At 66.4% G+C, this 24,600-nt stretch carries 19 protein-coding genes; 11 read left to right on the top strand and 8 right to left on the bottom strand.

The window, feature by feature from the left end; genetic code table 11:
* Positions 1–158 precede the first annotated feature (158 nt).
* Positions 159–2,195 (top strand): GGDEF domain-containing protein, encoded by a 2,037-nt coding sequence (locus AC56K1_RS04915; RefSeq protein ID WP_497156730.1) that lies wholly within the window; start codon positions 159–161, stop codon positions 2,193–2,195.
* Between the two features lie 175 nt (positions 2,196–2,370).
* Here AC56K1_RS04915 and AC56K1_RS04920 read toward each other — a convergent pair whose 3' ends face one another.
* The 6 genes from AC56K1_RS04920 to AC56K1_RS04945 all read right to left on the bottom strand — a co-directional run bounded on the left by AC56K1_RS04920 (position 2,371) and on the right by AC56K1_RS04945 (position 10,816).
* Complete coding sequence (locus AC56K1_RS04920) at positions 2,371–2,667, bottom strand: hypothetical protein (protein ID WP_497156731.1); 297 nt, start codon at positions 2,665–2,667, stop codon at positions 2,371–2,373.
* Between the two features lie 90 nt (positions 2,668–2,757).
* Complete coding sequence (locus AC56K1_RS04925) at positions 2,758–3,660, bottom strand: hypothetical protein (RefSeq protein WP_497156732.1); 903 nt, start codon at positions 3,658–3,660, stop codon at positions 2,758–2,760.
* Positions 3,657–7,322 (bottom strand): tubulin-like doman-containing protein, encoded by a 3,666-nt coding sequence (locus tag AC56K1_RS04930; RefSeq protein WP_497156733.1) that lies wholly within the window; start codon positions 7,320–7,322, stop codon positions 3,657–3,659. The genes AC56K1_RS04925 and AC56K1_RS04930 overlap by 4 nt, the downstream gene beginning before the upstream one ends.
* A gap of 22 nt (positions 7,323–7,344) precedes the next feature.
* A complete protein-coding gene (locus tag AC56K1_RS04935) occupies positions 7,345–7,803 on the bottom strand; it encodes a hypothetical protein (protein ID WP_497156734.1) in 459 nt (152 codons plus the stop codon).
* 26 nt (positions 7,804–7,829) lie between these two features.
* Positions 7,830–9,323 (bottom strand): hypothetical protein, encoded by a 1,494-nt coding sequence (locus AC56K1_RS04940; protein WP_497157169.1) that lies wholly within the window; start codon positions 9,321–9,323, stop codon positions 7,830–7,832.
* The gene (locus AC56K1_RS04945; protein WP_497156735.1) at positions 9,323–10,816 is read right to left on the bottom strand and encodes a hypothetical protein; all 1,494 of its coding nucleotides are present in this window, start codon (positions 10,814–10,816) and stop codon (positions 9,323–9,325) included. The genes AC56K1_RS04940 and AC56K1_RS04945 overlap by 1 nt, the downstream gene beginning before the upstream one ends.
* A gap of 235 nt (positions 10,817–11,051) precedes the next feature.
* On the opposite strand from AC56K1_RS04945, the gene AC56K1_RS04950 reads away from it, so the two are divergent.
* On the top strand, positions 11,052–12,113 hold the full coding sequence (locus tag AC56K1_RS04950) for a hypothetical protein (protein WP_497156736.1): 1,062 nt from the start codon (positions 11,052–11,054) through the stop codon (positions 12,111–12,113).
* A gap of 59 nt (positions 12,114–12,172) precedes the next feature.
* Positions 12,173–13,348 carry a GAF domain-containing sensor histidine kinase gene (locus tag AC56K1_RS04955; protein WP_497156737.1) on the top strand — a complete coding sequence of 392 codons (1,176 nt, stop codon included), beginning with the start codon at positions 12,173–12,175 and terminating at the stop codon, positions 13,346–13,348.
* A 9-nt stretch (positions 13,349–13,357) separates the two neighbouring features.
* Here AC56K1_RS04955 and AC56K1_RS04960 read toward each other — a convergent pair whose 3' ends face one another.
* Positions 13,358–14,062 (bottom strand): anti-sigma factor, encoded by a 705-nt coding sequence (locus AC56K1_RS04960; protein ID WP_497156738.1) that lies wholly within the window; start codon positions 14,060–14,062, stop codon positions 13,358–13,360.
* Positions 14,059–14,586, bottom strand: coding sequence for a sigma-70 family RNA polymerase sigma factor (locus AC56K1_RS04965; protein WP_497156739.1), 528 nt, complete (start codon positions 14,584–14,586; stop codon positions 14,059–14,061). The genes AC56K1_RS04960 and AC56K1_RS04965 overlap by 4 nt, the downstream gene beginning before the upstream one ends.
* A gap of 256 nt (positions 14,587–14,842) precedes the next feature.
* On the opposite strand from AC56K1_RS04965, the gene AC56K1_RS04970 reads away from it, so the two are divergent.
* The 8 genes from AC56K1_RS04970 (at position 14,843) to AC56K1_RS05005 (ending at position 24,584) form a co-directional block, all read left to right on the top strand.
* Positions 14,843–16,339, top strand: coding sequence for a DUF4331 domain-containing protein (locus tag AC56K1_RS04970; protein WP_497156740.1), 1,497 nt, complete (start codon positions 14,843–14,845; stop codon positions 16,337–16,339).
* Between the two features lie 16 nt (positions 16,340–16,355).
* Positions 16,356–16,631, top strand: coding sequence for a hypothetical protein (locus tag AC56K1_RS04975; RefSeq protein ID WP_497156741.1), 276 nt, complete (start codon positions 16,356–16,358; stop codon positions 16,629–16,631).
* Positions 16,632–16,693: 62 nt separating this feature from the next.
* The gene (locus tag AC56K1_RS04980) at positions 16,694–17,875 is read left to right on the top strand and encodes a tetratricopeptide repeat protein (RefSeq protein ID WP_497156742.1); all 1,182 of its coding nucleotides are present in this window, start codon (positions 16,694–16,696) and stop codon (positions 17,873–17,875) included.
* Complete coding sequence (locus tag AC56K1_RS04985) at positions 17,872–19,002, top strand: HupE/UreJ family protein (RefSeq protein ID WP_497156743.1); 1,131 nt, start codon at positions 17,872–17,874, stop codon at positions 19,000–19,002. Before AC56K1_RS04980 ends, AC56K1_RS04985 begins: the two co-directional genes overlap by 4 nt.
* Before the next feature lie 74 nt (positions 19,003–19,076).
* Positions 19,077–20,510 (top strand): serine hydrolase domain-containing protein, encoded by a 1,434-nt coding sequence (locus AC56K1_RS04990; RefSeq protein ID WP_497156744.1) that lies wholly within the window; start codon positions 19,077–19,079, stop codon positions 20,508–20,510.
* Between the two features lie 70 nt (positions 20,511–20,580).
* Positions 20,581–21,417 (top strand): phytanoyl-CoA dioxygenase family protein, encoded by an 837-nt coding sequence (locus tag AC56K1_RS04995; protein ID WP_497156745.1) that lies wholly within the window; start codon positions 20,581–20,583, stop codon positions 21,415–21,417.
* Positions 21,418–21,573: 156 nt separating this feature from the next.
* A complete protein-coding gene (locus AC56K1_RS05000; RefSeq protein WP_497156746.1) occupies positions 21,574–21,975 on the top strand; it encodes a PilZ domain-containing protein in 402 nt (133 codons plus the stop codon).
* 233 nt (positions 21,976–22,208) lie between these two features.
* A complete protein-coding gene (locus AC56K1_RS05005) occupies positions 22,209–24,584 on the top strand; it encodes a M1 family metallopeptidase (RefSeq protein ID WP_497156747.1) in 2,376 nt (791 codons plus the stop codon).
* The last annotated feature ends 16 nt before the right edge of the window (positions 24,585–24,600 follow it).

Below are 24,600 nucleotides of genomic sequence, written 5' to 3' on the forward strand. Positions count from 1 at the left end.
GCGCCAGGTCCGGGTGGCGACCGGGACCACCCCAATAGTCAGCACGATGTGTCTTTTTAGTGACAATAGGATAGAAATTGAATTTCCTTGTTGCAACAGGAATATAATGTTTCGTACACCATCTATTACTTTTTGTCTGCACTCCGAGACCCATTCTCATGTTCCCTAGCCTGCCCCGCGCCCTGGTGCGCTCCCGACGCATCGCGCTCGCCACAGCGCTGTGCATTGGGTCGGCGGCCGCTGGTGCGGCCGAGCCGCTGCCGCTGGCGCAGCGGCTGGCGGAAATTCGGGAAATCAACAAATATGCGGGCCAGCGCGCCTTGCCGATGCTGCTGGCGATGCAGCCTGAGGGCCGGGCCGCGCCGCTGCCTGAACGCATCGAATTCCTGAACCAGCTGTCCAATGCCTACGACGAGGTCGGCAAGCTGGACGAAGCGAACGCGCTGGCGGACGAGCTGGTGGCGCTGGGCCGCCAGCACGACAACCAGGTCGCCCTGGCCAAGGGATTGCTGCGCAAGGCCTACATGGCCTTCCGACGGTCCGAGCTGGCCGAATCGCACCGCCTGGTCTGGGAAGCGGAAAAGCTGGCCTTGACCACCGATGACCCCGAACTGAAGGTTCGCGCCGCGATCTCGTCGGGCGATTCCTGGGCCGAGGAAGGTAACTTCCCGAAGGCGCTCGAGCGCCTGCAGGCCGCCGCCGCCATGGCGCGCCAGAACGGCAACCCGTTCCAGGTCGTCATGTCGCTCAATGCCCTGATCGACCTGTACCAGCAGATGCGCGAATACGGCAAGGGCTTCGAGGCCCTGGCCGAGGCGGTCGAGGCAGCGAAGAAAACGAATTCGCCGGGACGCATGGCCACGCTCAAGCATGCGGAATACGGTTTGTCGGTATCCACCGGCCAGTACGCGCGCGGCCTGAAGGCCTTGCTCGACAGCCTGGCCATCGAACGCCGGATCGGCGCCGAGTCGCTGTCGTCCTACACGCTGGTGAACCTGTCGGATTGCTACCTGAAGCTGCGCGACTACCGCAACGCGGCCACTTATGGCGAGCAGGCCGTCACCGCCGCACGCGCGCTGAACAATGCCGGGCTGGAGGCGACGGGCCGCCTGAACCTGGGCCAGGCCTACCTCGCCATGGGCCGCCTCGGCGAGGGCAAGCGGCATATCGAGGCCGGCATGACGGCCTACGAGAACCTGGGCGACCAGCCGGAGCTGCAACTGGTCCTGGTCGAATACGGCCAGGCGCTCGAACGCGTCGGCGACCTGCCCGGCGCACTGCGCGCCTATCACCGCGAGCGCAAGATTTCCAACGAGCTGTTCGAAAAGCGGCGCCAGCGCGCGGTGCTCGACCTGCAGGAAAAATACGAGACCGAGAAAAAGCAGCGCCAGATCGAACTGCTGCGCAGCGAAAACGAAGTCAACCGCCTGCAGCAACGGGTCATGTGGCTGCTGGCGGCCATCTTTGCGCTGACGGCCGTCGTGGTCGGCCTGCTGTACCGCAAGGTGCGCCATGCCAATGCCCAGCTCTACGAGAAGAACAAGGAGCTCAAGCAGCAGAGCGTGCGCGATCCGCTGACGGGGCTGTACAACCGCCGCCACTTCCTGGACTACATGCGCAGCACGCCGCAGCCGCAGCTGCAGGAAGGCAGCGACCAGTGCGGCGGCCTGTTCCTGCTCGACGTCGACCACTTCAAGCACATCAACGACACCCATGGCCACGCGGCCGGCGACGCCGTGCTGACGGCCATCTCCGCCAGCCTGTGCGAAATCCTGCGCGAAACCGACATGATCGTGCGCTGGGGCGGCGAAGAATTCCTGGCCTTCCTGCCGACCGTCCCGCGCTCAAGCCTCGACGAAGTGGCCCAGCGCATCCTGAGCGGCATTTCAGCGGTGACGATTCCACACGCAGGGCATACGCTGAGGGTGAATGTCTCGATCGGCTTCGCGCCCTTCCCGCTCGCCTGCGGCGGCGAGGTACTGCCTTGGGAACGCGTGGTGAACGTGGTGGACATGGCGCTGTATCTGGCCAAGGCGCATGGCCGCAACCGTGCCTATTGCGTGCGCGGCTTCTGCGACCCGGCCCAGGTCTGCCTCGAGGACATCGAGCAGAACCTCGAACGCGCGTGGCGCAACGGGCAGGTGAATTTGTCGGTCGTGCATGGGGATGTGCAGGACCAGCGGGTCGGCGCGTAAGCGGGGTTTCGCAGGGCGGGCGGCTTGTGATCTGGTCCACTGGACCAGATCACCCCGCGCGTTCAAATCACGGTGCCCGGCTACAGACACGTATCAATATGCGTACGCTTGTTGGCCGCGAGGGCAAGTAATTTCGGGCAATGCCCGGAATGACGCCCACCCTACGGGTTCCCGGCTACTCCGCCGCGTCCTGGATCTTCTCTCCGGCGTCTTCCACCTTCTTGCCCACTTCCTCGGTGGCGCGTTCCAGGCCGCCCTTGGCGTCCTTGGTCGCATCCTCGATCTTGTCGCGGGCTTCGGCGGCGGCGCGGTCGGCCTTGGCCAGCTCGCCCTCGACCTGGCGCGAGACCCGCACGCCGGCATCGTCCAGCACCTTGCCAGCCTTCTGGGCCGGCCCGATCGCGTCTTCATCACGGCTGCAGCCTGCCAGCATGGCCAGGGCCAGCAACGCGCCCAGTATGGTCGTCTTCATGGTTCACTCCTGCTATTTGCTTGCCGACAAGCATACACCTGCGGCAAAAAACCTGGGTGACCGTTGGACGGCGAGCGCTTGCTTCATCGCTTACTCCCCGCGCGACGGGTCGGCCAGCGGGTGCTCGCGCTCGTCGATGATCTCCTGCCGCAGCGCGCGGGTGGCATCGTCCTCGCCCCAGCGCTTGGTGAATACCGCCAGCCTGGCCAGCGCCTTGTCGTAGGTGCGGGCGCGCCGCAGCCTTTGCACGGCGGCGCCGGTATCGGTCCAGGCCCTGGCGCGCTGCTCGGCGCGGGTGCAGTCGGCCGCTGCCTTGTTCAGGGACGTTTGCACCTGGCGCAGCTGCTCGGGTGTGGCGCTGCTGCCGCGCAGGGCGATCAGCTCGTCCTGCGCCTCGCGCGCCTTGCACTCGACCGCCAGGGCCACGGCGCGGTCCATGCGGCGCTCGACGCGGCTGCCTTCGGGCTTGACGACCATCCAGATCACCCACAGCACGATCAATGCGGCGATCCACCAGCGCAGGCGCACCGGCGCGCGCTGCGGCGGGCGAGCAGGTATCGGGGCGCCGCGAATGCCGGGCGGCGGGGGGATGCCGCGCCCTGCTCCCGGCTCGGCCGCGGGCGGCGGTGCGGGCGGGGCGGCCCGTGCAGCGGGAGGCGGCACCGGCGCAGGATTCGGTGAAGGCGCCGCGGTGCCCGCAGTGCCCGCCGCGACGGCTGCGGCTGCGGCTGCCCCTGCGGCGGTACTCGCAGCCGCAGCCGTTGGCTGGACGACCGGCGCCACCGGGGGAGGCACCGGGGCAGGCACCGGCGCCGGTCGCGGCGGCGCCACCGGCGGCCTGGCCAGCACCGGCGGTGGGCTCACGCCCGGCTGCACCACCTGCTGGGAGGTGCCGCACCAGGGGCAGTAATTCACCCGCCTCGGCATCAGGCGTCCGCATGAGAGGCCGATGCAGCGGTAGACCGCGTCGTCTTGCACCATACCGTCCTTCATTCTGGATCTGGGATCGCGTTGTCCACGTCGTCCGGATCGGGAATCAGGTTATCCAGCACCGCCGCCAGTTCGGGCAGCGCGCCGACCGTGCTCCACTTGTCCGCCTTCGGGTTCCAGGCCATGTTCCAGGCGCGCGTCGCCGCATCGACCTCGCCGCGTGCGGCCTGCTGGGCGATCTCGTCGACCGTGAACGGGCCGCGCTGGGCGCCCTGCACGAACAGCTTGTAGCGCGGCTGGCCCGTTTGCTGCATGGTCGGTTGCGTCTCGTGGGCGGCCGGCGCCTTGGCCAGTTCGACCGGCGCTGCACGCCCTGCCAGCAGCGCGGCCGCGCGCCCGTCGTTCATCAGGAACTCGGGCAGGATCACCCGCTTGTCCTCCGGCCGCTCGACTTCCCAGCTGTAGGCGTCGCCGGCGGAATCCGGCACCGTCTCGGTCCATCGCGCGATGCCGGCCAGCGCGGTCTCGATCTGGTTTGGGGACAGCGACGGGTCGAGCGCGGCGGCGCGGCGGATCCATTGGTCGTATAAACGCCGCGCGGTGATGTTCGGCAGCGAGGGCGACGGCAGCTGGGCGCCGGTCTCGTCGACCTCCAGGCGCGGCTCGTAGACGCGCAGCTGGTAGTGGCGCATCAGCGCCGCCAGGAGCGTGAGCTGGTGCGGTCCGACATTGGCCAGCCGGTGGCGCACGGCTCCAATCACCCCGTCGCGGTAATACGGCGGCAGGCCATTGGAGCGGATCGCAAACTCGTTGCCGATCTGGAGCCACTCGCCCGATCCGGGTTCGACCTCGAACAGATACTGCCCGCGCGGCTGGAAGCTGGCCTCGCGGTCGCCGAGATCCGGCTTGCGGCGAATGACGCCCAGCGCGATCGCCTGCAGGAACCATTCGTAGTCGTCGGCCAGGCGATTGAGCTCGTCCATCGACGGCGACAAGGGATGGCGAAAGCGCGTCGCGTCGAAATGCAGGTGGGTCGGGATCTTCGGGTTCTCGATCTGGTACGAGGCGCGCCAGGTCGGCAGGCCGCGCAGCACCGTCATCGGATAGCCCGACAGCTCGATATAGCAGACGGCCTTGCCCGAGATACCGGTGTTGACCACCGAAAGCAGGTCGCCATGGAAGTACCCGGTCGGCACCGCGGCACGGAGCTCGGCTTCCATCTTGCGCCAGCTTGCTGCGTCGCCGACGCCGATGAAGCACTTGAACTGGTCGGCGCTAGGGGTGAACTCGGCCGAGAAGCGCGCGTTCACCCAGGGCATGGCGCTGCGGATCCATTCGGCGAAGACGCGCTGGCGCTCCTGCGGAGTCATGCTGGACAAGCGTTCGAGCAGCGGGTCGACGGGCTCGGGCTGCTCAAGTTCCTGTGACGAGAGCTGCAGCTGCGCGCGGCGGAACAGCTTGAGCAGCAGGTCGGCGCGCAGGCGCTCGTCGCCCAGTTGCGGGAACAGCCGCGCCGAGCCGCCGAACTCCAGCAGCACTTCTTCGCTCCAGGCGCTGACGTCGCCCGTGAGACGCACCGGCGGCGGCAGCACGTCGGCCGCCAGCTTGATATAGGTGGCATGCTCCTGGCGCGCGTCGGCGCGCAGCTGGCTGATGCGCTGGTCGGCAGCTGCCAGCATGGCCTGGACCTGGCGGCGGCCTTCCTGGAACTCGCCGGCGATGCCGCTCCACTGGGCCTGGCCCTGCTCGTCGGTGGCTTGCGGGTCGCCCAGCCAGGCCGACATGTTGCGCATGACTTCGATCGACTGCCCGGCCGCCACCGCCAGCAGGTGGAAGCGTAGGTAGTCGGCGATGTCGCGCTTGAGGTGGTTCATCACCTCGCGCGCCTGCGGCTCCTTGCCGAACATGCGCGCGGAGGCCTGCGACAGGTTGTTGAGCGATTCCTCGACCTGGCGGGTGCGCAGCGCATCGCGGATGTCGCGGTAGCGGCGGCCATTGCGCTCGGCATTGGCCAGGTCGCGCTGCGACAGGCGCGCCTTGACCTGCTCCAGCAGCGACAGCACGAATTCCAGGCCACCCTGCTTGCGGTCGTCGAGCAGCGCGTACAGGCGCTCGCGCACGTGGGTTTTCAGGCGCCCGCTGAGTTCACCCGTGTGGCGCTTGATACGGTCTTCGCTGGTCTCGGCGGTGGCGCCGGCCTCGCGGATGGCGTCGCGCTCCAGGTGGGGCAGCAGTTCGGCCACCTTCTCGCGCCATTGCTTGATATCGTAGGACGCCATGATGCGGTCGACCTCGAGCTGCACCTTGCTTTCCACGCGTTCGAGCAGCGAGCGACCGTCCTTGTCGAGCAGCAGGGTGCTGGTGAGCGCGTATTCCGGGAAGGGCGTGATATCCACCGTTCCCTTGCGGAAATCGGGGAAGGCATCGAAGGGCCGCTCGCCCATCTCCATCTGCTCACGCATGAAGCTGTCGCGTTCCTGGTCGCCGGCGCGGCGCGCCATCGCGCCGTCCGTTCCCACCAGGCCGAAGAAGGCCTTCACCATCAGCCCGGCCAGTTCGTAGGCGCGGATGTCGTCGCGCAGGCTTTGCTGGGTGTCGAGCACGGCCTGGCCGAAGGCGGAGTAGACCTTGGAGTAGGACAGGCGCATGTCGCCGAAACGCTGCTCGGGCACGCGCGGGTTGTAGGGCCCCAGCTTGTGCTGCTGCTGGTTGACCGCGACCGAGCGCTTGCGGTTGGCGAAATCGGCCGAAGCAAAATCTTCGAACAGGGTGTCGGCCACCATCTGGTAGACGTCCTTGACGTCGAGCGTGGCCTTGTTGGCGAGGTTGGCGGTGTCGACAAAATACACGTCGTCGAAGGGCGCGCCCTTGCCGGCGATGCTGTCCGGGTCCATCCAGGCTACCCGTGCGTTCATGTCGCGCATCGCCGTTTCCAGCTCCATCAGGGTCGCGTAGGCATTGGCCTCGGTGCGCTCCTTGTTGGCCTTGGCAAAGCCGCCAGGCATGAACATCACCAGGTCGACCTGGCTGTCCGACACCTCCTGCCGGGCGATAGCCTTCGACAGCCAGCCCAGATCAATGGCGCTGCCGGCGCCGGTGCCGCCCGCGCACGAGGCGATGACGACGATGCGGAATTTCGAGGTATCCACCTGCAGGCCGAGGCGCTGGTAGTTTTCCTTGCGCTCGATGCCGGCATTACTGCTCAGGAAATTCAGCGCACCCTTGATGCGGCCGCGCAGCTTGGGGTATTTGTCGAACAGGTAGAGCCGCGCCAGCGCGCGGATCTGGCCCGCGCCTTTGGACGGGTCGATGCCGAGCGAGCGCAGTTTCTTGGGACGCAGCGGCATCCAGCTTTCGATCAGCGGGAAGCGCGCCAGGCTGTCGTCGGACTCGTGGTATTGCGGCAGGTCGAGCGGTTCGACCAGGCGCTCTTCGTCGGTCAGCTTCACCAATTCGTACCAGGGGTCGGTGCGCTGCGACTTGCCTTCGTCGATGACGGCATTGTTGTCGAGGTCGAAGTGCAGGAAGCGCGCCACCGGGAAGTCGCCGATCGATTCGACCCGGGTGGGGTGATGCCGGTTCCAGACGGCCGACAGGATGCGGCGGCGGATGCGCATCATCACTTCCATGCCGGTGCCGCCCGCGCCGATGAACAGCGTCGGGCGCAGGTCGACCTTGAGCTCCGATTTGGCGTTCAGGCTTGCTGGGTTGGGGAAATCTGCCATATCGTGTTCTTTCGAGTTGTGCTTAACGGCGGCCGACGAACAGCGCCGCGACCAGTGCGATCACGCCCACCGCCACCAGCGGGCCGGTGACGGCGAAGGTCAGGAATTTGCTGGCATTGATAATCGCCAGCACGGCGGCGGCCGACAAGAAGCCCAGGCCCACGAACAGCATCCAGCCGGCGCTGCCCGCGGACGACGGCGCCACGCGCCGCACGACCAGGTGGTGCACGTAGGCGTTGCGCACAAAAAAGTACACCACCAGCAGGATCGCGAACACCACCGCACCGATGGCCAGGTCGCGCGTCGAGGTATCGGTCGCGGGAACGGGTGCCGTCGTGGTACCGGGGACGACTTCGACCGGACGGCCGGCGGTGTCCGGCGTGGTCTGCGGCAGCGAATCCTGGGGCGAGCTTGAGTCTTCGGGCAGCTTGAAGCCTGGATCGGCCGGCGACGGTGCGGAAGGTGACTGGGTTCCTTGCATGGGGAGAGATTCCTTTCTTGTTTTTGTCAGCGGCCGAGCCGGACCTGCGCGCCTTCGCGCAGATCGAGCAGCTGGTGGCCGAACAGGGTGGTTTTCAGCTGCGCCACCTGGGCGCCGGCCTTGTCGTAAATCGGTTGGGTCGTGCCGGGACGCGCATGCAGGGTGCGCAGCTCGTCTTCGACGGTGACCTGGGCCACGCGCGGCCGGCCATAGGCCCAGGCACCGGCGCCCAGCGCCGCCAGCAGCATTGCCGCAATGCCGCCCAGCGCCGCGAGCGGGCCCAGGCCGTAGTGGACGCGCACCTCCAGGGGCAGCACCGCGTTCGAGGCCTGCACCGTACTTGGCGGCGTGAAGATCTCGGGCAGCGGGTCGCCCGGGAACAGCGCGGCCATGCGCTGGCGAAAGGCCTGCGACAGTTCCAGTTTCTGGTTCGCCAGGTGCAGCTCGATCCGGCCCGGCAGTACATAGGCCGAACCGGCGGATTTCAACGCTTCCATCGACCATTTATCGGGCAACCGGGCCACCGGCAGCTGCATGGTCGAGCCCAGCGGCACCGGCTTGCCCGGCGCCAGGTTGCTCACGCGGGTGCTGGCCAGGTCGATCTTGCGGTCTTCGCCGGCCAGCATCGAGCGCGCGCTGAGCGTGGCCGAGGTGATGGTGTAGGGGTACATCGTGTTCTCGAGGTTCCACCGGATGCTGGCCTTCGGCGTGCGGGCATCCGGATCGACGTCGGCACGCAGCGCCCCGCCCTGCGCCTGCGAGAAGGCCACGCCGGGCGCGTTTTCCACCTGCGCGGGGCTCAGGCGCACCGTGTCGCGGTCAAGCGGCTTGAGGCGCGCCGGCTGCTCGGTGATCACGCTGGCGATGCGCCCGGAGGCCAGCAGCGCATCCAACGCGCGGCTGCCGGGCGCCCCGACCGCGAAGGCATACACCATCAGGCCATTGGCCTGGTAATGCTTGCCCTGGACCGGCATGCGCAGCGGAAACGCCACCACCTTGTCGATCGCCGCGCCGCGGTGGATCAATTCATAGAATTCGCGGTTGCGCGCCGCCGTGGCCTGGTCGTTGTTCGGACTGTTGCGGTTGTTCGTCACCAGCCAGACGATGCCGGGCTTGCCGCCGAGCGCGGTGCCGATCGCCGCCTGCACCGCTTCGCCCAGGTCGGTGTCGGCCAGCGCGGCACTGCCTGGTTTACGCGCCGTATCGAGGCCGGAGAGCGCAGCATCGACGCGGCTGCGCACGGTCTTCGGGTCGGCCTTGAACGACAAAAGCGCCTTGGGCGAGGGCGCGCCCGGCAAGGACTGGTTGAAGGCCGCCAGCACCAGCGCGTCGCCCGGCTGCACGACGGCGCCGGCCAGCGCGCCAATCAAGGGCTTGAACCGGGATTGCGGATCGGTGTAGAAGGGTTCCATCCAGCCTGAGTTCTGCACCAGGAAGACGTGCGGGGTCGCAGCCGCAGGGAAAGCACTCGACATCAGCAGCAGCAAGGCTGCCGCCAGTTGCTTGATGGCGGCCCCCATCACGCCGTCTCTTCCAGGCGCCAGCCGCGGATGGCGTTCCAGTCCGGATGGTGCAGCCACAGGCAGCCCGCGTACACGAAAGGCAAGCAATCGAGGGGCCGCGACAGGCGCACCGCCTCGTCGAGGATCACGTTGCGCCGGCCGATCCATTCGACCGTGGTGCGGGGCAGCACGCGCGCCTCCAGCGCTTCTTCGGCGCGGCCGGTGAACTTGTGGAAGCGCAGCACCAGCCCGCTCGGCTGGCTGCGGTTGTTGTTAAAGGCGCGCAGCAGCGGCAGCACCAGGGTGTCGTCCTGGTTCAGGTCTTCGATATGCTCGCCGGACCAGGGCTCGTCGACCACCGGGTGCCCGCGCCGGAACAGGAAGTTGGCAAAACCCAGGCGCGCGCCGTCGATCGGCGCACTTTCCGGGCGGTCGGTGCCCAGCTCGAGGAAGGAATACCCTTGGCCGTCATGGCCGATATGCCACAGGCGGCCGTCGCGGCTCTGGGTCGGTCCGCCGAAATCCAGGCGCGGCTGCCAGCCCGGCGCCCAGGGCGTGAACAGCGGCGGCTCGCCCGGACGCCAGGCCAGTTGGCCCTGCTCGTGCAGCCAGAACAGGCGGCCGTCATAACCGATCGGGCGCGACCAGCCGGCCCGCGGAAGATCGGGGCAGGCGAATTCTTCGACCTCGAGCAGGTCGCTGCGCGCGCTCCACAAGCGCACGGTTCCGCCCGCGTCGGGGTCGGGGCAGACCAGGCAGGCGATATGGCGGCGCATGGCGCCGGGTGCGGCGACCAGCGGCGCTTCCAGTACGGGCTCGGTGCGGTAGGTTTCGCTGACTGGATTGATCCACAGGCGCATCAGGCCGGAGCTGGTGGGAACGATTGCCACCTCGCCGCGGCGCGGCTCCAGCACCGGCAGCCAGGCATAGCAGGAGGCGGTGAAGGCCAGGCTGCTGGCGCCGTCGTCCGGCGCCATGACGTGCCACAGGCCGGCGACCGGGTCCCAGTATTGCAGCACGCCGCGCGTGTGGGCCAGCGCCAGCAGGCGCTGCTCGGGAAAGCCGTAGTGGGAGGCCGCGAACACACAGTGGGCATTGGGCGGCGCCGGCATCGCCAGGTCATGGCGGCCGGCCTGGGGGGCGGCCGGACGCTCTTCGAGGCTGTCGCCCAGCGGCAGCGAGGTGACCGGCAAGCCATGCGGCACATGGCGCGGCAGCATGGCATCCACGCCCGGGCCCCACCAGCCGGCCTGGCGCGACGGCGGTGCGGGCAGCCGCAGCAAGCTGCGGCCGCAGTTCGGGCAAAAGGAAAAACCTTCCGGATAGATGGGTGCGCAGTTGCAGGCGTCGGGCAAGGAGGCGCCGAGCAGGCGGGCGACGTCGGGCAGGCGGCTATGGGCGTGCGCCTGCCAGTCGATCCGGCCCAGCCCTTCGCTTGCCAGCAGCTCGAACTCCCCGCTACGTTCGTCTTCCTGCCAGACGCTGGCAGGCGTTTCCCATCTGTATGTCATGCCGCCACCTTGGTGCCCCTTTTTGCAGTCATTCGATCGATTGAAACCCAGCCCATGCGGGCTTTGTTGTTACTCAAATCATAGCGCTCAGGACCGTCGCGCGGCGCGCCGTTCACTGGGTAGCGCGCCACGACACTTTTAGGATCAATAAACGGGCTGATTGGGCGGCGGTGCGGGGAACTTTTGGCTGGCGTACGTATAATGGCGGCCCGGCTTTCGCTCTCCCCTGCCAAACATGCATACCCTCGAACCCACCGACGACCAGCACCCTGGCGACCTGCCGCCGCGAGCCATCGATGCCGCGACCAGGCACCTGCACGACGTGCTCGCGCATGCGCTCGAACATGGGCCGCTTCACGCCGCGCTGGTCGTCTACGACACCCGCACCCCGCTGTCGCGTGCGCTGCTCGAGGGCTACCGCCGCAACCTGCCCGATGCAGTTTTCATCGACTTCGATGCCGCCACCCCGGATGCGGTGCTGGCGGCCTTCCGCGCGCTGGCGCCGAAGGACCTGGTGGTGCTGCTACAGTCGACCAATTTCCGTCTGGATGGCTTTCGCATCCGGGTCGAGCTGTTCAAGCTGGGGCTGAAGGTGATCGAGCACGTGCACCTGTCGCGCATGCCGGGGCCGCAGTCGGAACACTATATCGAGGCGCTGGCCTATGACCCGGCCTACTTCCGCGGCGTCGGCCGTGCGCTGAAAGCCCGGATCGACGCGGCGCCGCATGCGCGCGTGGAGGGCGGCGGCGAGACGCTCATCTTTGCCTCGGCCCTGGAGCCGGCCAAGCTGAACGTGGGCGATTACCGCGAGATGCACAACGTGGGCGGCCAGTTCCCGATCGGCGAAGTGTTTACCGAAGCGCTCGACCTGGAAGCGGTGCATGGCCGCGTGCAGGTGCACGTCTTCGGCGATACGAGTTACCGTTCGAACCGGCCCGAGGTCCCGGTGACGCTCATCATCGAGCGCGGGCGCGTGGTGGGCACCGAGAATGCCACGCCCGCATTCCAGCAGGTGCTCGACAACATCACCGAGATCGAGGGCGAAGTCTGGGTGCGCGAGCTGGGCTTCGGCATGAACCGCGCCTTCACGCGCGAGCGCCGCGTCGACGATATCGGCACTTACGAGCGCATGTGCGGCATCCACCTCTCGCTCGGCGCCAAGCATGGCGTGTATACGAAGCCGGGCTTCAAGCGCAAGGATGCGCGCTTCCACATCGACGTGTTTGCTGTTACCGATGCGGTCTACCTCGGCGAGGAAAGGGTGTACGCCAACGGCAGCTGGAGTTGCAACACCTGAGCAGCGGTCACAATATCGGTGATACCATGGCGTTCTAAGATCCCTTGGTAGAGCGCTCCATGGCAAACGACGTCCCCCCATACGTCAGCGAAATCCAGGCCATCGGCGCCGTCCCGAAGATCCTCGAGACCGTCGCCGCGATCACCGGGCTGCGCTTCGTCTGCATCGCCCACGTGACCCAGGATTCCTGGACCGCCTGCGCGGTGCGCGACGGGCTCGAATTCGGCGTCAAGCCGGGCGACGGGCTCGACGTCACCACGACGCTGTGCGAACAGGTGCGCGATACCGGGGAAGCGGTCATCATCGATTGCGTGCGCGACAGCGCCCGCTACCACGCTCACCACACGCCGCGCATCTACGGTTTCCAGAGCTATTTTTCGATTCCCGTGTTCCGCCCCGGCGGCCAGTATTTCGGCACCCTGTGCGGGCTCGATCCCGAACCGGCGCGCCTGACCGGCGAGACGACCGTCTCGACCCTGACGCTGTTCGCGGAACTCATCTCCAAGCAGCTCGAAGCCGAGCAGGCGCGCGGACAGGTGCAAAGCGAACTGCTGTCCGAACGCGAAACGGCGGAGCTGCGCGAGCAGTTCATCGCCGTGCTGGGGCACGACCTGCGCACGCCGCTCGGGGTGGTGCGTTCCGGCGCCGAGATCCTGCTGCTCAAGCACCAGGACCCGGTCACGCGCCAGGTGGCCGGACGCATCCGCCGCAGCACGACGCGCATGGCGGCGCTGGTCGACGACGTGGTCGACTTCACGCGCGGGCGCATGGGCGGCGGCATCGCGCTCGACCTGCGCGACACGCCCGACGCAGACCTGTTTTTGCGCCAGGTCGTCGACGAACTGTGCGACGTGTATCCCGAGCGCCTGATCGAGAGCCACATCGAAATGGGCATGCGGCTTCGCTGCGACCCCGACCGCCTGTCGCAACTGCTGTCCAACCTGCTGAAGAATGCCGTCGTGCACGGCAGCGACGCCGAAGCCATCGTGGTCGGGGCCCACATCGACAAGGGCCTGTTCGCGCTGCACGTCGTCAACGGCGGCTCCGATATCCCGGCCGGCGTCATGACGCAACTGTTCAAGCCCTACTGGCGCGCGGCGCCGCGCCAGGGCAGCGAAGGACTCGGCCTGGGCCTGTACATCGTCGACCAGATCGCCCGCGGCCACCAGGGAGCGGTCGCGGTCAGTTCCACCGATGGCGTGACGGAATTCACCTTCACGATGCCCGCGGCCTGAGCGGCTGCCTTACATCACCCTGATCCAGCCGCCCTTGTAGAGGATTGGTCCGCTCGGGCCGTTCGGGTCCGGCGAGCCGCCCGCCGACTCGAGGCTGACCGCCAGCAGCGCCACATCGGCGCCGATTGCCTGCGCCGTAAGCGGCAAGGCCAGCTGCCGGTCGCCACCCAGCACACCGAGCGAACGCGGCTTGCCCTGCTGCGGCACCGCCCATAGCTGCAGCGCCTGTCCCGGACTGAGTGGCCGGGTGGCCACCAGGCGTACCGTGAGCAGCTTGCGCTCGCGGTCGGCCGTGACCAGCAGCGCAGTGCGGGACTGCTCGTCAAGCAGGGTGGCGATATCGCTGACCGCCGGCTGCTGCGGTGCCTGCTGCATGACGCTCACCAGGAGCAGCGCCGCCACCATGCTCGAGGCTACGCCCAACCCGCGCCAGAAGCCGAGCGAACCGTGGCGCCAGAATTGCCAGGCCGGCGCCTGCCTTTGCAGGCCAAGCCGGGCTTCGATCGCGCGCCAGACCTGCGCGCGCGGCGCCACCGCCGGCACGAATTCCGCCATCGCCCCGATCCGGTTGCGCCATTCGGCGACCGTGCGGCGCAGCGCCGCGTCGCCATGCATCAGGCCTTCGAAGCGGCGGCGCGCCCGTCCCCGCAAGGTGCCCAGCACATACTCGCCAGCCAGCCGCTCGCGCAAGGGTTCGTTGTCGCGCAGCTTCATCCCATCCTCCTTCCGCTCAGGCAGGCTTGCAGGCGCACCAGGCTGCGGCGGATCCAGGTCTTCACCGTACCGAGCGGCAGCGCAAGCTGACTTGCCACTTCGCTGTGCGACAGATCATGGAAGAAAGCCAGTCCGACGGCGTTCCGGTGCGGTTCGTCGAGCGCAGCCATGCAGGTGGCCAGCGCCTTTGCTTCGCTGCTGAGCTGGAGCAGGTCGGCCGGATTGGCCACCGGATCGTCCAGCGTCGCCATCACCGTCTCATCGAATTCTCCCCCGTCGAGCTGCGCCTCGTGCCGGTGGCGCCGCAGCAGGTCGAAGGACTTGTTGCGCACGATCGTCGACATCCAGGTCATGGGGGCCGCCAGGCCTTCCTGGTAGTCGCGCGCATGGTCCCAGATCGATACGAAACTTTCCTGCAGCGCTTCCTCGGCCAGCTCGCGGCGTCGCAGGATGCGCAGGGCCAGGCCGAACAGCCGGGGTGCGCTGGCCTCGTACAGATTCCGGAAAGCAAGCGCATCTTTCAACGCAGCGCCACGAATCCAGGCATTGAGTTCTAATGAATTTGGCAAATTTATCGATTGAGCCACAAAATCTTTCCACGGAGAGAAAAAAAACGTCGAATTTGCTAACGACAGATGAATAAAATTATCACATTTACCCCGTGGTAATGAAATAAGAATATTTTGAATCCGATAAGGCGCGGGCTGCGTATACAAGCCTGGAGACACATTCCGCACCACGGCTTCCCCATTTCGGGGACAACAACAAGAGGAGATTGACATGCAATTTGGTAAGAAGAAACAACTATGGGCTGCAGCCCTTGCCTCGGGCGCAGCCCTGGCTGCCTTCACCCTGCCCGCATCGGCATCGAGCCATCGCGAAGCGCCCTTCCTGACCAACGCGCCCAAGGTCGACGGCACCGACTTCTACATGTTCCGCAGCTACGCGCCAGGCCGCGAAGGCTTCGTGACGATGATCGCCAACTTCATTCCCTTCCAGGATCCGCAGGGCGGCCCGAACTTCTACCAGTTCGATAACAACGCGCTGTACGAAATCCACCTCGACAACAACGGCGACGCGAAAGAAGACATTTCCTTCCAGTTCCGCTTCAAGAGCACCTCGAAGCGCACCGCCCTTACCGTCGGCGGCAAGCAGGTGCTGATCCCCCTGATCAACTCCTCGACCATCAGCGGCGTCAATCCGGGCTCGCTCAACGTGCGCGAGACCTATACCATCGATATGGTCAAGGGCGACCGTCGCGGCGGTACCCGTACCCGCCTGGCGGGCAGCGGCGGCGCCACCGAATTCGACAAGCCGGTCGACAACATCGGCGACAAGACCTTCGGCAGCGCAACCGGCTACGAGACCTATGCCAACCAGCACATCTACGACGTGGCCATCCCCGGCTGCGGCACCGGCCGCGTGTTCGTCGGCCAGCGCAAGGAACCCTTCTATATCGCCGTCGGCAAGATCTTCGACCTGGTCAACCTGAACCCGCTGGGCGCCGAGGTCAATGGCAACAAGAACGACCTCGAGAACAAGAACGTCAGCGCGATCGCCATCGAAGTGCCGATCGCCTGCGTCGCCGCCGCCGGCGAACCGGTCATCGGCGGTTATGCCACCGCCAGCATGCGCCAGGGCCGCCTGCTCAACCCGACCCCTGCCAGCGGCATCAACAACGCGACCAAGGAAGGCGGCGCCTGGACCCAGGTCTCGCGCGTGGGCATGCCGCTCGTGAACGAAGTCATCATCGGCATGGACCTGAAGGACCGCTTCAACAGCTCCAAGCCGAAGGATGACGGCCAGTTCATCGACTTCGTCACCAACCCGTCGCTGCCCGCCATCATCGAGACCCTGTTCCCGTCCGCCAAGGCCCCGACCAACTTCCCGCGCAACGACCTGGTGACCGCCTTCCTCAAGGGCCTGCCGGGCGTGAACCAGCCGAAGAACGTGGTGGCCTCGGAAATGCTGCGCCTGAACACCAGCATCGCACCGACCGCGCTGGCCGCGCAGAACGCGATGGGCGTGGCAGGCGGCGACAATGCCGGCTTCCCGAACGGCCGCCGTCCGGCCGACGACGTCACCGATATCGCGCTGCGCGTCTCGATGGGCGCACTGTGCGCACTGACCGGCGCCAACGACGCCCTGGGCGTGGGCTGCAAGCCTGCCGATGCACCGGCCGGTGGCCTGGCGCTGACCGATGGCGTGCGCAAGACGGCGGTATCGTTCAAGCCGGCCTTCCCTTACCTGAACACGCCGCTGCCGGGCAACCAGTAAGCGCGAGGAGAGAGCCATGACTTCCATGATTCCCCACCTGCGCAATGGCGCGCTGCTGCTGTCGGCTGCCCTGCTTCTGGCGGCTTGCGGCGGCAGCAACGACCGCGATCCGGTCACCACGACGCCGCCGCCAACCAGCACCACCCCGCCGCCGGTATCCACCGACACTTTCTTCCAGACGGTGCTGGCGCGGGTGGCATCGCTGCTCGATAATGACGAACCGGTGGCGATCGATGCGATTCCACTGACTGCGCCGGAGACGACGGAGCCGGAGCCGGTCCCATCGAACTGATGCACCTCGACGGCGGGAACGGGGACGCTCGTCCCCTTCCCGCCTTTTTTCATGGAGAACCGATGATCGCGTTCGTTTATCCGCTGGTGCTGCTGGCGGCTGTGTATACTGGCGCCGCCCAGGCCGCGCCCTACATTCCGGCCAGCGGCCAGCAGGTACTCGAGCGCCTGCCCGGCGCCCGGGAACCTGCGCAACGCGAACTGGCGCGCCTGCGCGCCGAACTCACCACCAATCCAAACGACCTGCCGCGTGCGACCTTCCTTGCGCGGCGCTACATCGAACAGGCGCGCCGCGACGGCGATCCGCGCTATCTCGGCTACGCACAGGCGGCGCTGGCGCCCTGGTGGAACGCCTCGCGCGCCAAGGCCCCGCCCGACGTGCTGGTGCTGCGCGCAACGCTCAACCAGAGCACCCATTCTTTTGACGCCGCCCTGGCCGACCTGGACGAAGTCGTGCGGCGCGATGCCGGCAATGGCCAGGCCTGGCTGACGCGCGCAACCATCCAGCTCGTCACCGGCGACTACCCCGGTGCACGCACCAGTTGCGCGCGGCTCTACGGCAAGACGCTCGATCTCGTGGTGCAGACCTGCCTTGCCTCTGTCGGCAGCGTCAGCGGCACTGCCGGCGCCAGCTACGAGCGCCTGCGCCAGGTGCTGGCCGCGCGTCTTGATTCCCCGGCGCCGCTACGCGCCTGGACTGCTACCCTGCTGGGCGAAATGGCCGAGCGGCTGGGCAAATACACTGCCGCCGAGGCGCATTTCCGCGAGGCGCTGGCAGCCGACCCGCAGGACAGTTATCTGCTGGCGGCCTACGCCGACTTCCTGCTCGAGCGCGGCCGCGCGAAAGACGTGCTGCGCCTGCTGGCCGAGCGCACCCTGGCCGACGCCCTGCTGCTGCGCTATGCGATCGCCCTGAACGCGGCCGGCTCGCCAGAGGCGCCGCGCCACACGGCCGCGCTGCGTGCCCGCTTCGAGGCCGCCCGGCGGCGCGGCGACGTGGTGCACCGGCGCGAGGAAGCGCGCTTCGCCCTGGCCCTGGACGGCAATCCGGCCGGCGCCGTGCGCCTGGCAAAACTCAACTGGGCGGTGCAGAAGGAACCGGCCGACCTGCGCATCCTGGCGCAGGCCGCCGCCAGCAGCGGCGACGCCGAAGCCGCGCGCCTGGTGCGCGACTGGGTACGTCGCCACGCGCTGGAAGACCGCACACTCGACGCCACCTTGCGCAGTCTGGGAGCCGCCGCATGAAGCATGTCTGCTCATTGCTGTTGACTGTTCTGGTCCTGCTGTGCAGCCAGAGCGCGCATGCCCACAAGGCCAGCGACAGTTACCTGAACCTGGAGGTGCGCGGCCAGCAGGTCACGGGCCGCTGGGACATCGCGCTGCGCGACCTCGAGATGGCCGTCGGCCTGGACGGCAATGGCGACGGCGCCTTGACCTGGGACGAAGTACGCGCGCGCCACGGGGCGATCGCCGCCTATGCGCTGGCACGCCTGAAGCTTGCCAGCGACGGCAGCGCCTGTCCGCTGCAGGTTACCCGGCAACTGGTCGACACGCATACCGACGGCGCCTATACCGTCCTGATGCTGCAAGGCAGCTGCGGCGGCGCGGTGGCGAGTCTAAGCATCGACTACAGCCTGTTGGCCGACATCGACCCGCAGCACAAGGGCCTGCTCGCGCTGCGCCATGGCGCGGCGACGTCCACCGCGATCTTCGGCCCCGAGCAGCCGCACCAGGAGCTGCGCCTGGCCGATCCTTCACCAGGCCGCCAATTCCTCGACTACCTCAAGCACGGCGTCTGGCATATCTGGATCGGTTTCGACCACATCCTGTTCCTGCTCTCGCTCCTGCTGCCCGCGGTGCTGGTCTGGCGCGATCGCGCGTGGCATGGGCGCGATGGCTTGCGTTCCAGCGCGATGGAGGTGGTCCGCATCGTCACCGCCTTCACCCTGGCCCATTCGATCACCCTCACCCTGGCCTCGCTCGGCATCGTCAGCCTGCCCTCGCAGCTGGTGGAATCGGCCATCGCCGCTTCGGTGATCGTGGCCGCGCTCAACAACGTCTGGCCGATCGTGCACCGCGGCCGCGCCTGGTTCGCCTTCGGCTTCGGCCTGCTGCACGGCTTCGGCTTTGCCAGCGTGCTGGCCGGCCTCGGTTTGCCGCAGGAGGCGCTGCTGTTGTCGCTGGTGGGTTTCAATGTCGGCGTCGAGCTGGGCCAGCTGGCCATCGTCGCGGCTTTCCTGCCGGTGGCCTACCTGTTGCGCAACGGCCTGTTCTACCGGCGCGCCGTGATGGTCGGGGGCTCATGCGTGATCGCCCTGCTGGCCGGCGTCTGGCTGGCCGAGCGCGCCTTCGACCTGCAGTTGCTGGCTTGAAGATCGGTGCTTGCGCCACCAGCCCAGTATCCGGATACTCCCTGTAGAGCTTTCAAAAACTACAAGGAGACAACATGGTCGGACGCAAGAACACGGCGGTGCTGGCGACGTATGCACTGGGCATGACGCTGGCCGCGGTATCGGCCCAGGCTCAGGATGCGCAGGCGATTGCCCGGATCGAAAACGGCCTGCGGCCGGCGGTAGCCATCCAGGGCGAGAAGATCGCCACGCGCTCCCTGGCCAGCGAGATGCAGCGCCTGCACGTGCCCGGCCTGAGCGTGGCCGTCATCAGGGGCGGCAAGATCACCTGGTCCAAGGGTTATGGTGTAACGCAGGCGGGCGGCGCGCCGGTGACGGCCCAGACCCTGTTCCAGGCAGCCTCGATCAGTAAACCGCTCACCGCGATGGGCGCGCTGAAGATGGCGGAAGCGGGCCAGTTCGACCTCGACGCCGACGTCAACACCATGCTCACCAGCTGGAAGCTGCCGGCGGGAGTCGCCAAGCGGCCAGTCAGCCTGCGCCAGCTGCTGTCGCATACCGCCGGCACGAGCGTCTCGGGCTTCCGCGGCTATGCCGCCGGCGCGCAGGTGCCGACCCTGCTCCAGGTCCTGGAGGGAGCGGTGCCTGCCAATAACGGACCGGTACGGGTCGAGACGGCGCCCGGCGAAGCCTGGAATTATTCCGGCGGCGGCTACAGCGTGGTGCAGCAGGCAATGATCGACCGTTCGGGGCGCCCGTTCGACGCCTTGATGAGCGAGACGGTGTTGAAGCCACTGGGCATGGCGGACAGCAGCTTTGCCCAGCCCTTGCCGGCTGCCCTGCTGGCGCGCGCGGCGCTGCCGCACGATGGCGCAGGCGTCGCGGTTACGGGCGGCCCGCATACCCACCCGGAACTGGCGGCGGCGGGCCTGTGGAGCACGCCGACCGACCTGGCGAAATTTGCGCTCGGGGTGCAGCGGGGCGCCGCCGGCGCCGATGGCGTCCTGTCCGCGGCGATGACCCGCACCATGCTGCGCCCCGCGATGAACAATTACGCGCTGGGACTGGAAATCGATGGCAAGGCGCCGCGGCAGGCCTTCGGCCACGGCGGCCACAACATGGGCTACCAGAACTCGCTCTACGCCTACGTGCAGGGCGGCGACGGCGCGGTGGTCATGACCAATGGCGATAACGGGACCGAAGTGGCGCAGGGCCTGATCCGCGCGATCGCTGCCGAATACCGCTGGCCGACTTACCAGACCGCCCAGCGCAAGGCCATTACCCTGCCGGCGGCCACCCGCAGCATGCTGGCCGGCCGCTACGAGATCAAGGATCTCGGCAGCTTCGAGATCGCCGATCGCGCGGGCAAGCTGATGATCGCGCTGCGCGAGAACCAGTGGGAGCCCCTGTACGCGGAATCGGCGCGCACCTTGTTCGTGCTGTCGCGCGAGCTGGATTTGCAGATGGCCGGCAAAGGCGGGAAGCTGGTCAGCGGGTCGTTCAACGTGGCGTTCAAGCGAGCGCCTTGACGGGACAGCCGGGAGCACGCAGACAATGCACGCGGCGCTACAATCTTCATTTTTCCCTGGGCTGCCCATCATGCTTACACCCGAACAGCGCGCACGCTACCAACGCGACGGTTTTCTCGTTATTCCCGGCTTCAAGAGCCCGGAGCAGGTCGCGGCACTGCGCCGCCGCGCGGAGGAAATCGTCGAGGCCTTCGACCCCACCGAGTCGCGCGCCATCTTTACGACCAGGGACCAGGCCCGCGCCAGCGACGACTGGTTCCTCGGCTCGGACAACACGGTGCGCTGCTTCTTCGAAGAGGAAGCGTTTAGCCCGGACGGCCAGCTGCGCCAGGCCAAGGCGCTCTCGATCAACAAGATCGGCCATGCCATGCACGACCTCGACCCGGTGTTTGCGGCCTTTACGCGCGACCCGAAACTGGCGAGCGTCGCGCGCGACCTGGGCCTCGAGCAGCCGCAGGTGTGGCAGTCGATGTACATTTTTAAACAGCCCGGCATCGGCGGCGAGGTGCGCTGGCACCAGGACGCCACTTTCTTCGACAGCGACCCGATCACCGTGACCACCTTCTGGTTCGCGCTGGAAGACGCGACCGTCGACAATGGCTGCCTGTGGGCGGAACCGGGCGGCCACCGCGGTCCGCTGCGCGAACGCTTCCTGCGCACCGGGGACAGCATCACGATGGAAAAGCTCGATGCCACGCCCTGGCCGGATGACAGTACCGCGGTACCGCTCGAAGCCAAAGCCGGTACGCTGGTGTGCTTTCACGGCCTGCTGCCGCACTACAGCGCACCCAACCGTTCGCCGGTGTCGCGCCATGCCTTCACACTGCACGCCACCGATGCATCCTCACGCTACTCGCCGCGCAACTGGATCCAGCGCGATGCCGGCTTTCCGGTGCGCGGGTTCTGAAGGGATCGGGAATAGCACTCAGGCAAGTGTAGGACTGGTCTTACATGACTCAACGGGAGTGTCTTATATTGGCGCTTCTACAATACACGTAATATCAGGCCGTCTCGCTTTTGACCCGCAAAGCGTGCTGAACCTTATTTGCCGCATTGGACGATCATGTTGGACGCAAAGCCTGCTCACGCCCTGAACCTGATGCACGAAGTCGCATCGGTCGCTACCCTACGGGGCTCCGGCTCAATCAGTGTTCGCCTGGTTGACGTCAGCGTCGCCCGCGTCAGTTTTGCCAGTTCGGAAAAGCTCGACAGTGTTCCGTCCGACCAGCTGAGCATGCGGTTTACTTTGCCGGGTAACCCGAGGCTTCATTTCGCCATGGTGAAGTTGCTGGCGGCGATAACTCATGAGGACTCACGTTGGCACTATGAAGCAGCGTTCGTGCGAACCGACCCCAAAACCGTCGATCACATCATGAGCCTTCTTGGCGCAGCCGGGTCAGGAGAAGAAGTCGGGACCCAGTATGCAGCCCCTTATCAGTCACCGCCTGCAGGCATAGGCTCGTGAAGACCTTCCCCTTGCGAGACTGACTCGCGGCCCGATTGTCGCTGTTGTCAACCCACTTCGCACAGTCCCCCTGTCTGAAGCCAGTCGCGCTTCCGCGGGTGCTCGTTGCTCCACTGGCCGCGCGCCAGGATACATATGCACTATGTATCAGTTTTTTTACAAATCCACCGAGCAATGCCGAAGTGGTAAAGCTAGAATACTTTTCTTATTCTAAATAAAATATCAGGGGACTCATGATACGTTTGCCCATCGGGCTGGCCGCGCTATGCCTCAGCGCCTCCGTTTTCGCCGCCGCGCCTTTCGACGACAAATTCCGCCAGCTCGACGAGCTGCTACCCACGCCGGGTAGCGTGCGCACCGCCTCGGGCGCACCGGGCCAGGCCTACTGGCAGCAGCGCGCCGACTATACGATGCGCGCCACGCTCGACGAAGCCAGGCGTGCGATCACCGGTTCCGGCACGGTCACGTACCACAACAATTCCCCCGATACGCTGAAATACCTCTGGCTGCAGCTCGACCAGAATATCTACAACCGCAATTCGGACGCACGCACCTCGGCGGCCCTGCCCTCGCGCGACGCCTGGGCCCAGGCCAAGACGCCTGAAACCGGCGTGAAGTTCGACGCCCTGCGCACCCTGCTCGAAGCGAGCACCTTCGACGGCGGCTTCAAGGTCAGCAACGTGCGCGACAGCGGCGGCCGTCCGCTCAAATACGTCATCAACCGCACCATGATGCGGATCGACCTGCCGCAGCCCTTGAAGCCGGGCGCGCGCGTGTCGTTCAGCCTGGACTGGAACTACAACATCAACGAGCAGAAGGTGCTCGGTGGCCGTTCGGGCTACGAGAAGTTCGACGACAAGAACGACCTGTTCGAGATCGCCCAGTGGTTCCCGCGCATGGCGGCCTATTACGACGTCTACGGCTGGCAGCACAAGCAGTTCCTGGGCGCCGGCGAGTTTACGCTGGAATTCGGCGACTACGACGTGCAGATCACCGTCCCGGCCGACCACATCGTCGCCTCCACCGGGGAACTGCAGAACCCGGGCGAGGTATTGACCGCCGCCCAGCGCGACCGCCTGCGCCAGGCGCGCACGGCGAAGAAGCCGGTCATCATCGTGACCCAGGCGGAAGCCGAAGCGGCCGAGAAGTCGCGCGCCACCACCTCCAAGACCTGGCATTTCAAGGCGAAGAACGTGCGCGATTTCGCGTTCGCCTCGAGCCGCAAGTTCATCTGGGATGCGCAAGGGATCAAGTCGGGCGACACTGACGTGATGGCGATGTCCTACTATCCGAAGGAAGGCAACCCGCTGTGGGAGCGATATTCGACCCAGGCGATCATCCACACCATCGAGCAGTACAACAAGTATTCCTTCGACTACCCGTACCCGACCTCGATCTCGGTGAACGGCCCGGTGGGCGGCATGGAATACCCGATGATCACATTTAACGGTCCGCGTCCCGTCAAGGACAAGAAGACCGGTGAGCTGACCTATTCAAAGCGCACCAAGTACGGCCTGATCGGCGTGATCATCCACGAAGTCGGCCACAACTACTTCCCGATGATCGTCAACTCGGACGAGCGCCAGTGGACCTGGATGGACGAGGGCCTGAATTCCTTCGTGCAGTCGATGGCCCAGGAAGCATGGGAAGAGAACTGGGAGGAGATGCGCGGCGACCCGCGTACGATCGTGAACTACATGCGCAGCGCCAACCAGGTGCCGATCATGACGAACTCGGAGTCGCTCTTACAATTCGGCAACAACGCCTATGCCAAGCCGGCCGCCGCGCTGAACATCCTGCGCGAGACGGTGCTGGGACGCGAGCTGTTCGACTTCGCCTTCAAGGAGTATGCGCAGCGCTGGAAGTTCAAGCGCCCGACCCCGGCCGACTTCTTCCGCACGATGGAGGACGCATCGGGCACGGACCTCGACTGGTTCTGGCGCGGCTGGTTCTACACCACCGATGCGGTCGACGTGAGCGTGGACGGCATCAGCGAATACACCGTGAGCAGCAAGGATCCGGAAGTCGAAAAAGCGTGGCAGCGCGCGCGCAAACAGGCCGAGCCGATTTCGATCACCGACCAGCGCAACGCGGGGCTCCCGCGCCGCGTCGATGCGCATCCCGAGCTCAAGGACTTCTATAACGAGAACGACGACTTCACCGTCACCAACAAGGACCGCAACAAGTTCAACGAGACGGTCGAAGGCCTGGAAGACTGGGAAAAGGCGCTGCTCAAGGAAGGCAAGCACCTGTATCTCGTCGACTTCTCGAACAAGGGCGGCCTCGTGACCCCGCTGGTGGTCCAGATCGAAACCAAGAGCGGCAAGAAGTACATCGAGCGCATTCCGGCCGAAGTGTGGCGTTACTCGCCGACGCAGGTGACCAAGCTGTTCATCACCGACGAGCCGATCGTCAGCCTGGTACAGGACCCGTACTGGGAAACCGCCGACATCAACCAGGACAACAATGCCTGGCCGCGCAAGGCGACACCGTCGCGCCTGGAGCTGTTCAAGACCGAGCGTGACCCCGCCACCGGCAACCTGATGCGCGACTTCAATACCAAGCTCAAGACGCCAGGCCAGAAGGAAGAAGCGCCGAAGTCCGAGTAAGGATGAATGAACCCGT

The sequence above is a fragment of the Telluria sp. ZB4P37 genome (genome assembly GCF_059685855.1).

What these genes read in the sequence shown, in the direction of transcription:
- AC56K1_RS04980 (WP_497156742.1), top strand. Translation starts at nt 16,694, where the DNA reads ATGATCGCGTTCGTTTATCCGCTGGTGCTGCTGGCGGCTGTGTATACT.
- AC56K1_RS04985 (WP_497156743.1), top strand. Translation starts at nt 17,872, where the DNA reads ATGAAGCATGTCTGCTCATTGCTGTTGACTGTTCTGGTCCTGCTGTGC.
- AC56K1_RS04945 (WP_497156735.1), bottom strand. Translation starts at nt 10,816, where the DNA reads ATGACATACAGATGGGAAACGCCTGCCAGCGTCTGGCAGGAAGACGAA.
- AC56K1_RS04915 (WP_497156730.1), top strand. Translation starts at nt 159, where the DNA reads ATGTTCCCTAGCCTGCCCCGCGCCCTGGTGCGCTCCCGACGCATCGCG.
- AC56K1_RS05000 (WP_497156746.1), top strand. Translation starts at nt 21,574, where the DNA reads ATGTTGGACGCAAAGCCTGCTCACGCCCTGAACCTGATGCACGAAGTC.
- AC56K1_RS04995 (WP_497156745.1), top strand. Translation starts at nt 20,581, where the DNA reads ATGCTTACACCCGAACAGCGCGCACGCTACCAACGCGACGGTTTTCTC.
- AC56K1_RS04950 (WP_497156736.1), top strand. Translation starts at nt 11,052, where the DNA reads ATGCATACCCTCGAACCCACCGACGACCAGCACCCTGGCGACCTGCCG.
- AC56K1_RS05005 (WP_497156747.1), top strand. Translation starts at nt 22,209, where the DNA reads ATGATACGTTTGCCCATCGGGCTGGCCGCGCTATGCCTCAGCGCCTCC.
- AC56K1_RS04975 (WP_497156741.1), top strand. Translation starts at nt 16,356, where the DNA reads ATGACTTCCATGATTCCCCACCTGCGCAATGGCGCGCTGCTGCTGTCG.
- AC56K1_RS04970 (WP_497156740.1), top strand. Translation starts at nt 14,843, where the DNA reads ATGCAATTTGGTAAGAAGAAACAACTATGGGCTGCAGCCCTTGCCTCG.
- AC56K1_RS04960 (WP_497156738.1), bottom strand. Translation starts at nt 14,062, where the DNA reads ATGAAGCTGCGCGACAACGAACCCTTGCGCGAGCGGCTGGCTGGCGAG.
- AC56K1_RS04990 (WP_497156744.1), top strand. Translation starts at nt 19,077, where the DNA reads ATGGTCGGACGCAAGAACACGGCGGTGCTGGCGACGTATGCACTGGGC.
- AC56K1_RS04935 (WP_497156734.1), bottom strand. Translation starts at nt 7,803, where the DNA reads ATGCAAGGAACCCAGTCACCTTCCGCACCGTCGCCGGCCGATCCAGGC.
- AC56K1_RS04920 (WP_497156731.1), bottom strand. Translation starts at nt 2,667, where the DNA reads ATGAAGACGACCATACTGGGCGCGTTGCTGGCCCTGGCCATGCTGGCA.
- AC56K1_RS04940 (WP_497157169.1), bottom strand. Translation starts at nt 9,323, where the DNA reads ATGGGGGCCGCCATCAAGCAACTGGCGGCAGCCTTGCTGCTGCTGATG.
- AC56K1_RS04955 (WP_497156737.1), top strand. Translation starts at nt 12,173, where the DNA reads ATGGCAAACGACGTCCCCCCATACGTCAGCGAAATCCAGGCCATCGGC.
- AC56K1_RS04925 (WP_497156732.1), bottom strand. Translation starts at nt 3,660, where the DNA reads ATGAAGGACGGTATGGTGCAAGACGACGCGGTCTACCGCTGCATCGGC.
- AC56K1_RS04930 (WP_497156733.1), bottom strand. Translation starts at nt 7,322, where the DNA reads ATGGCAGATTTCCCCAACCCAGCAAGCCTGAACGCCAAATCGGAGCTC.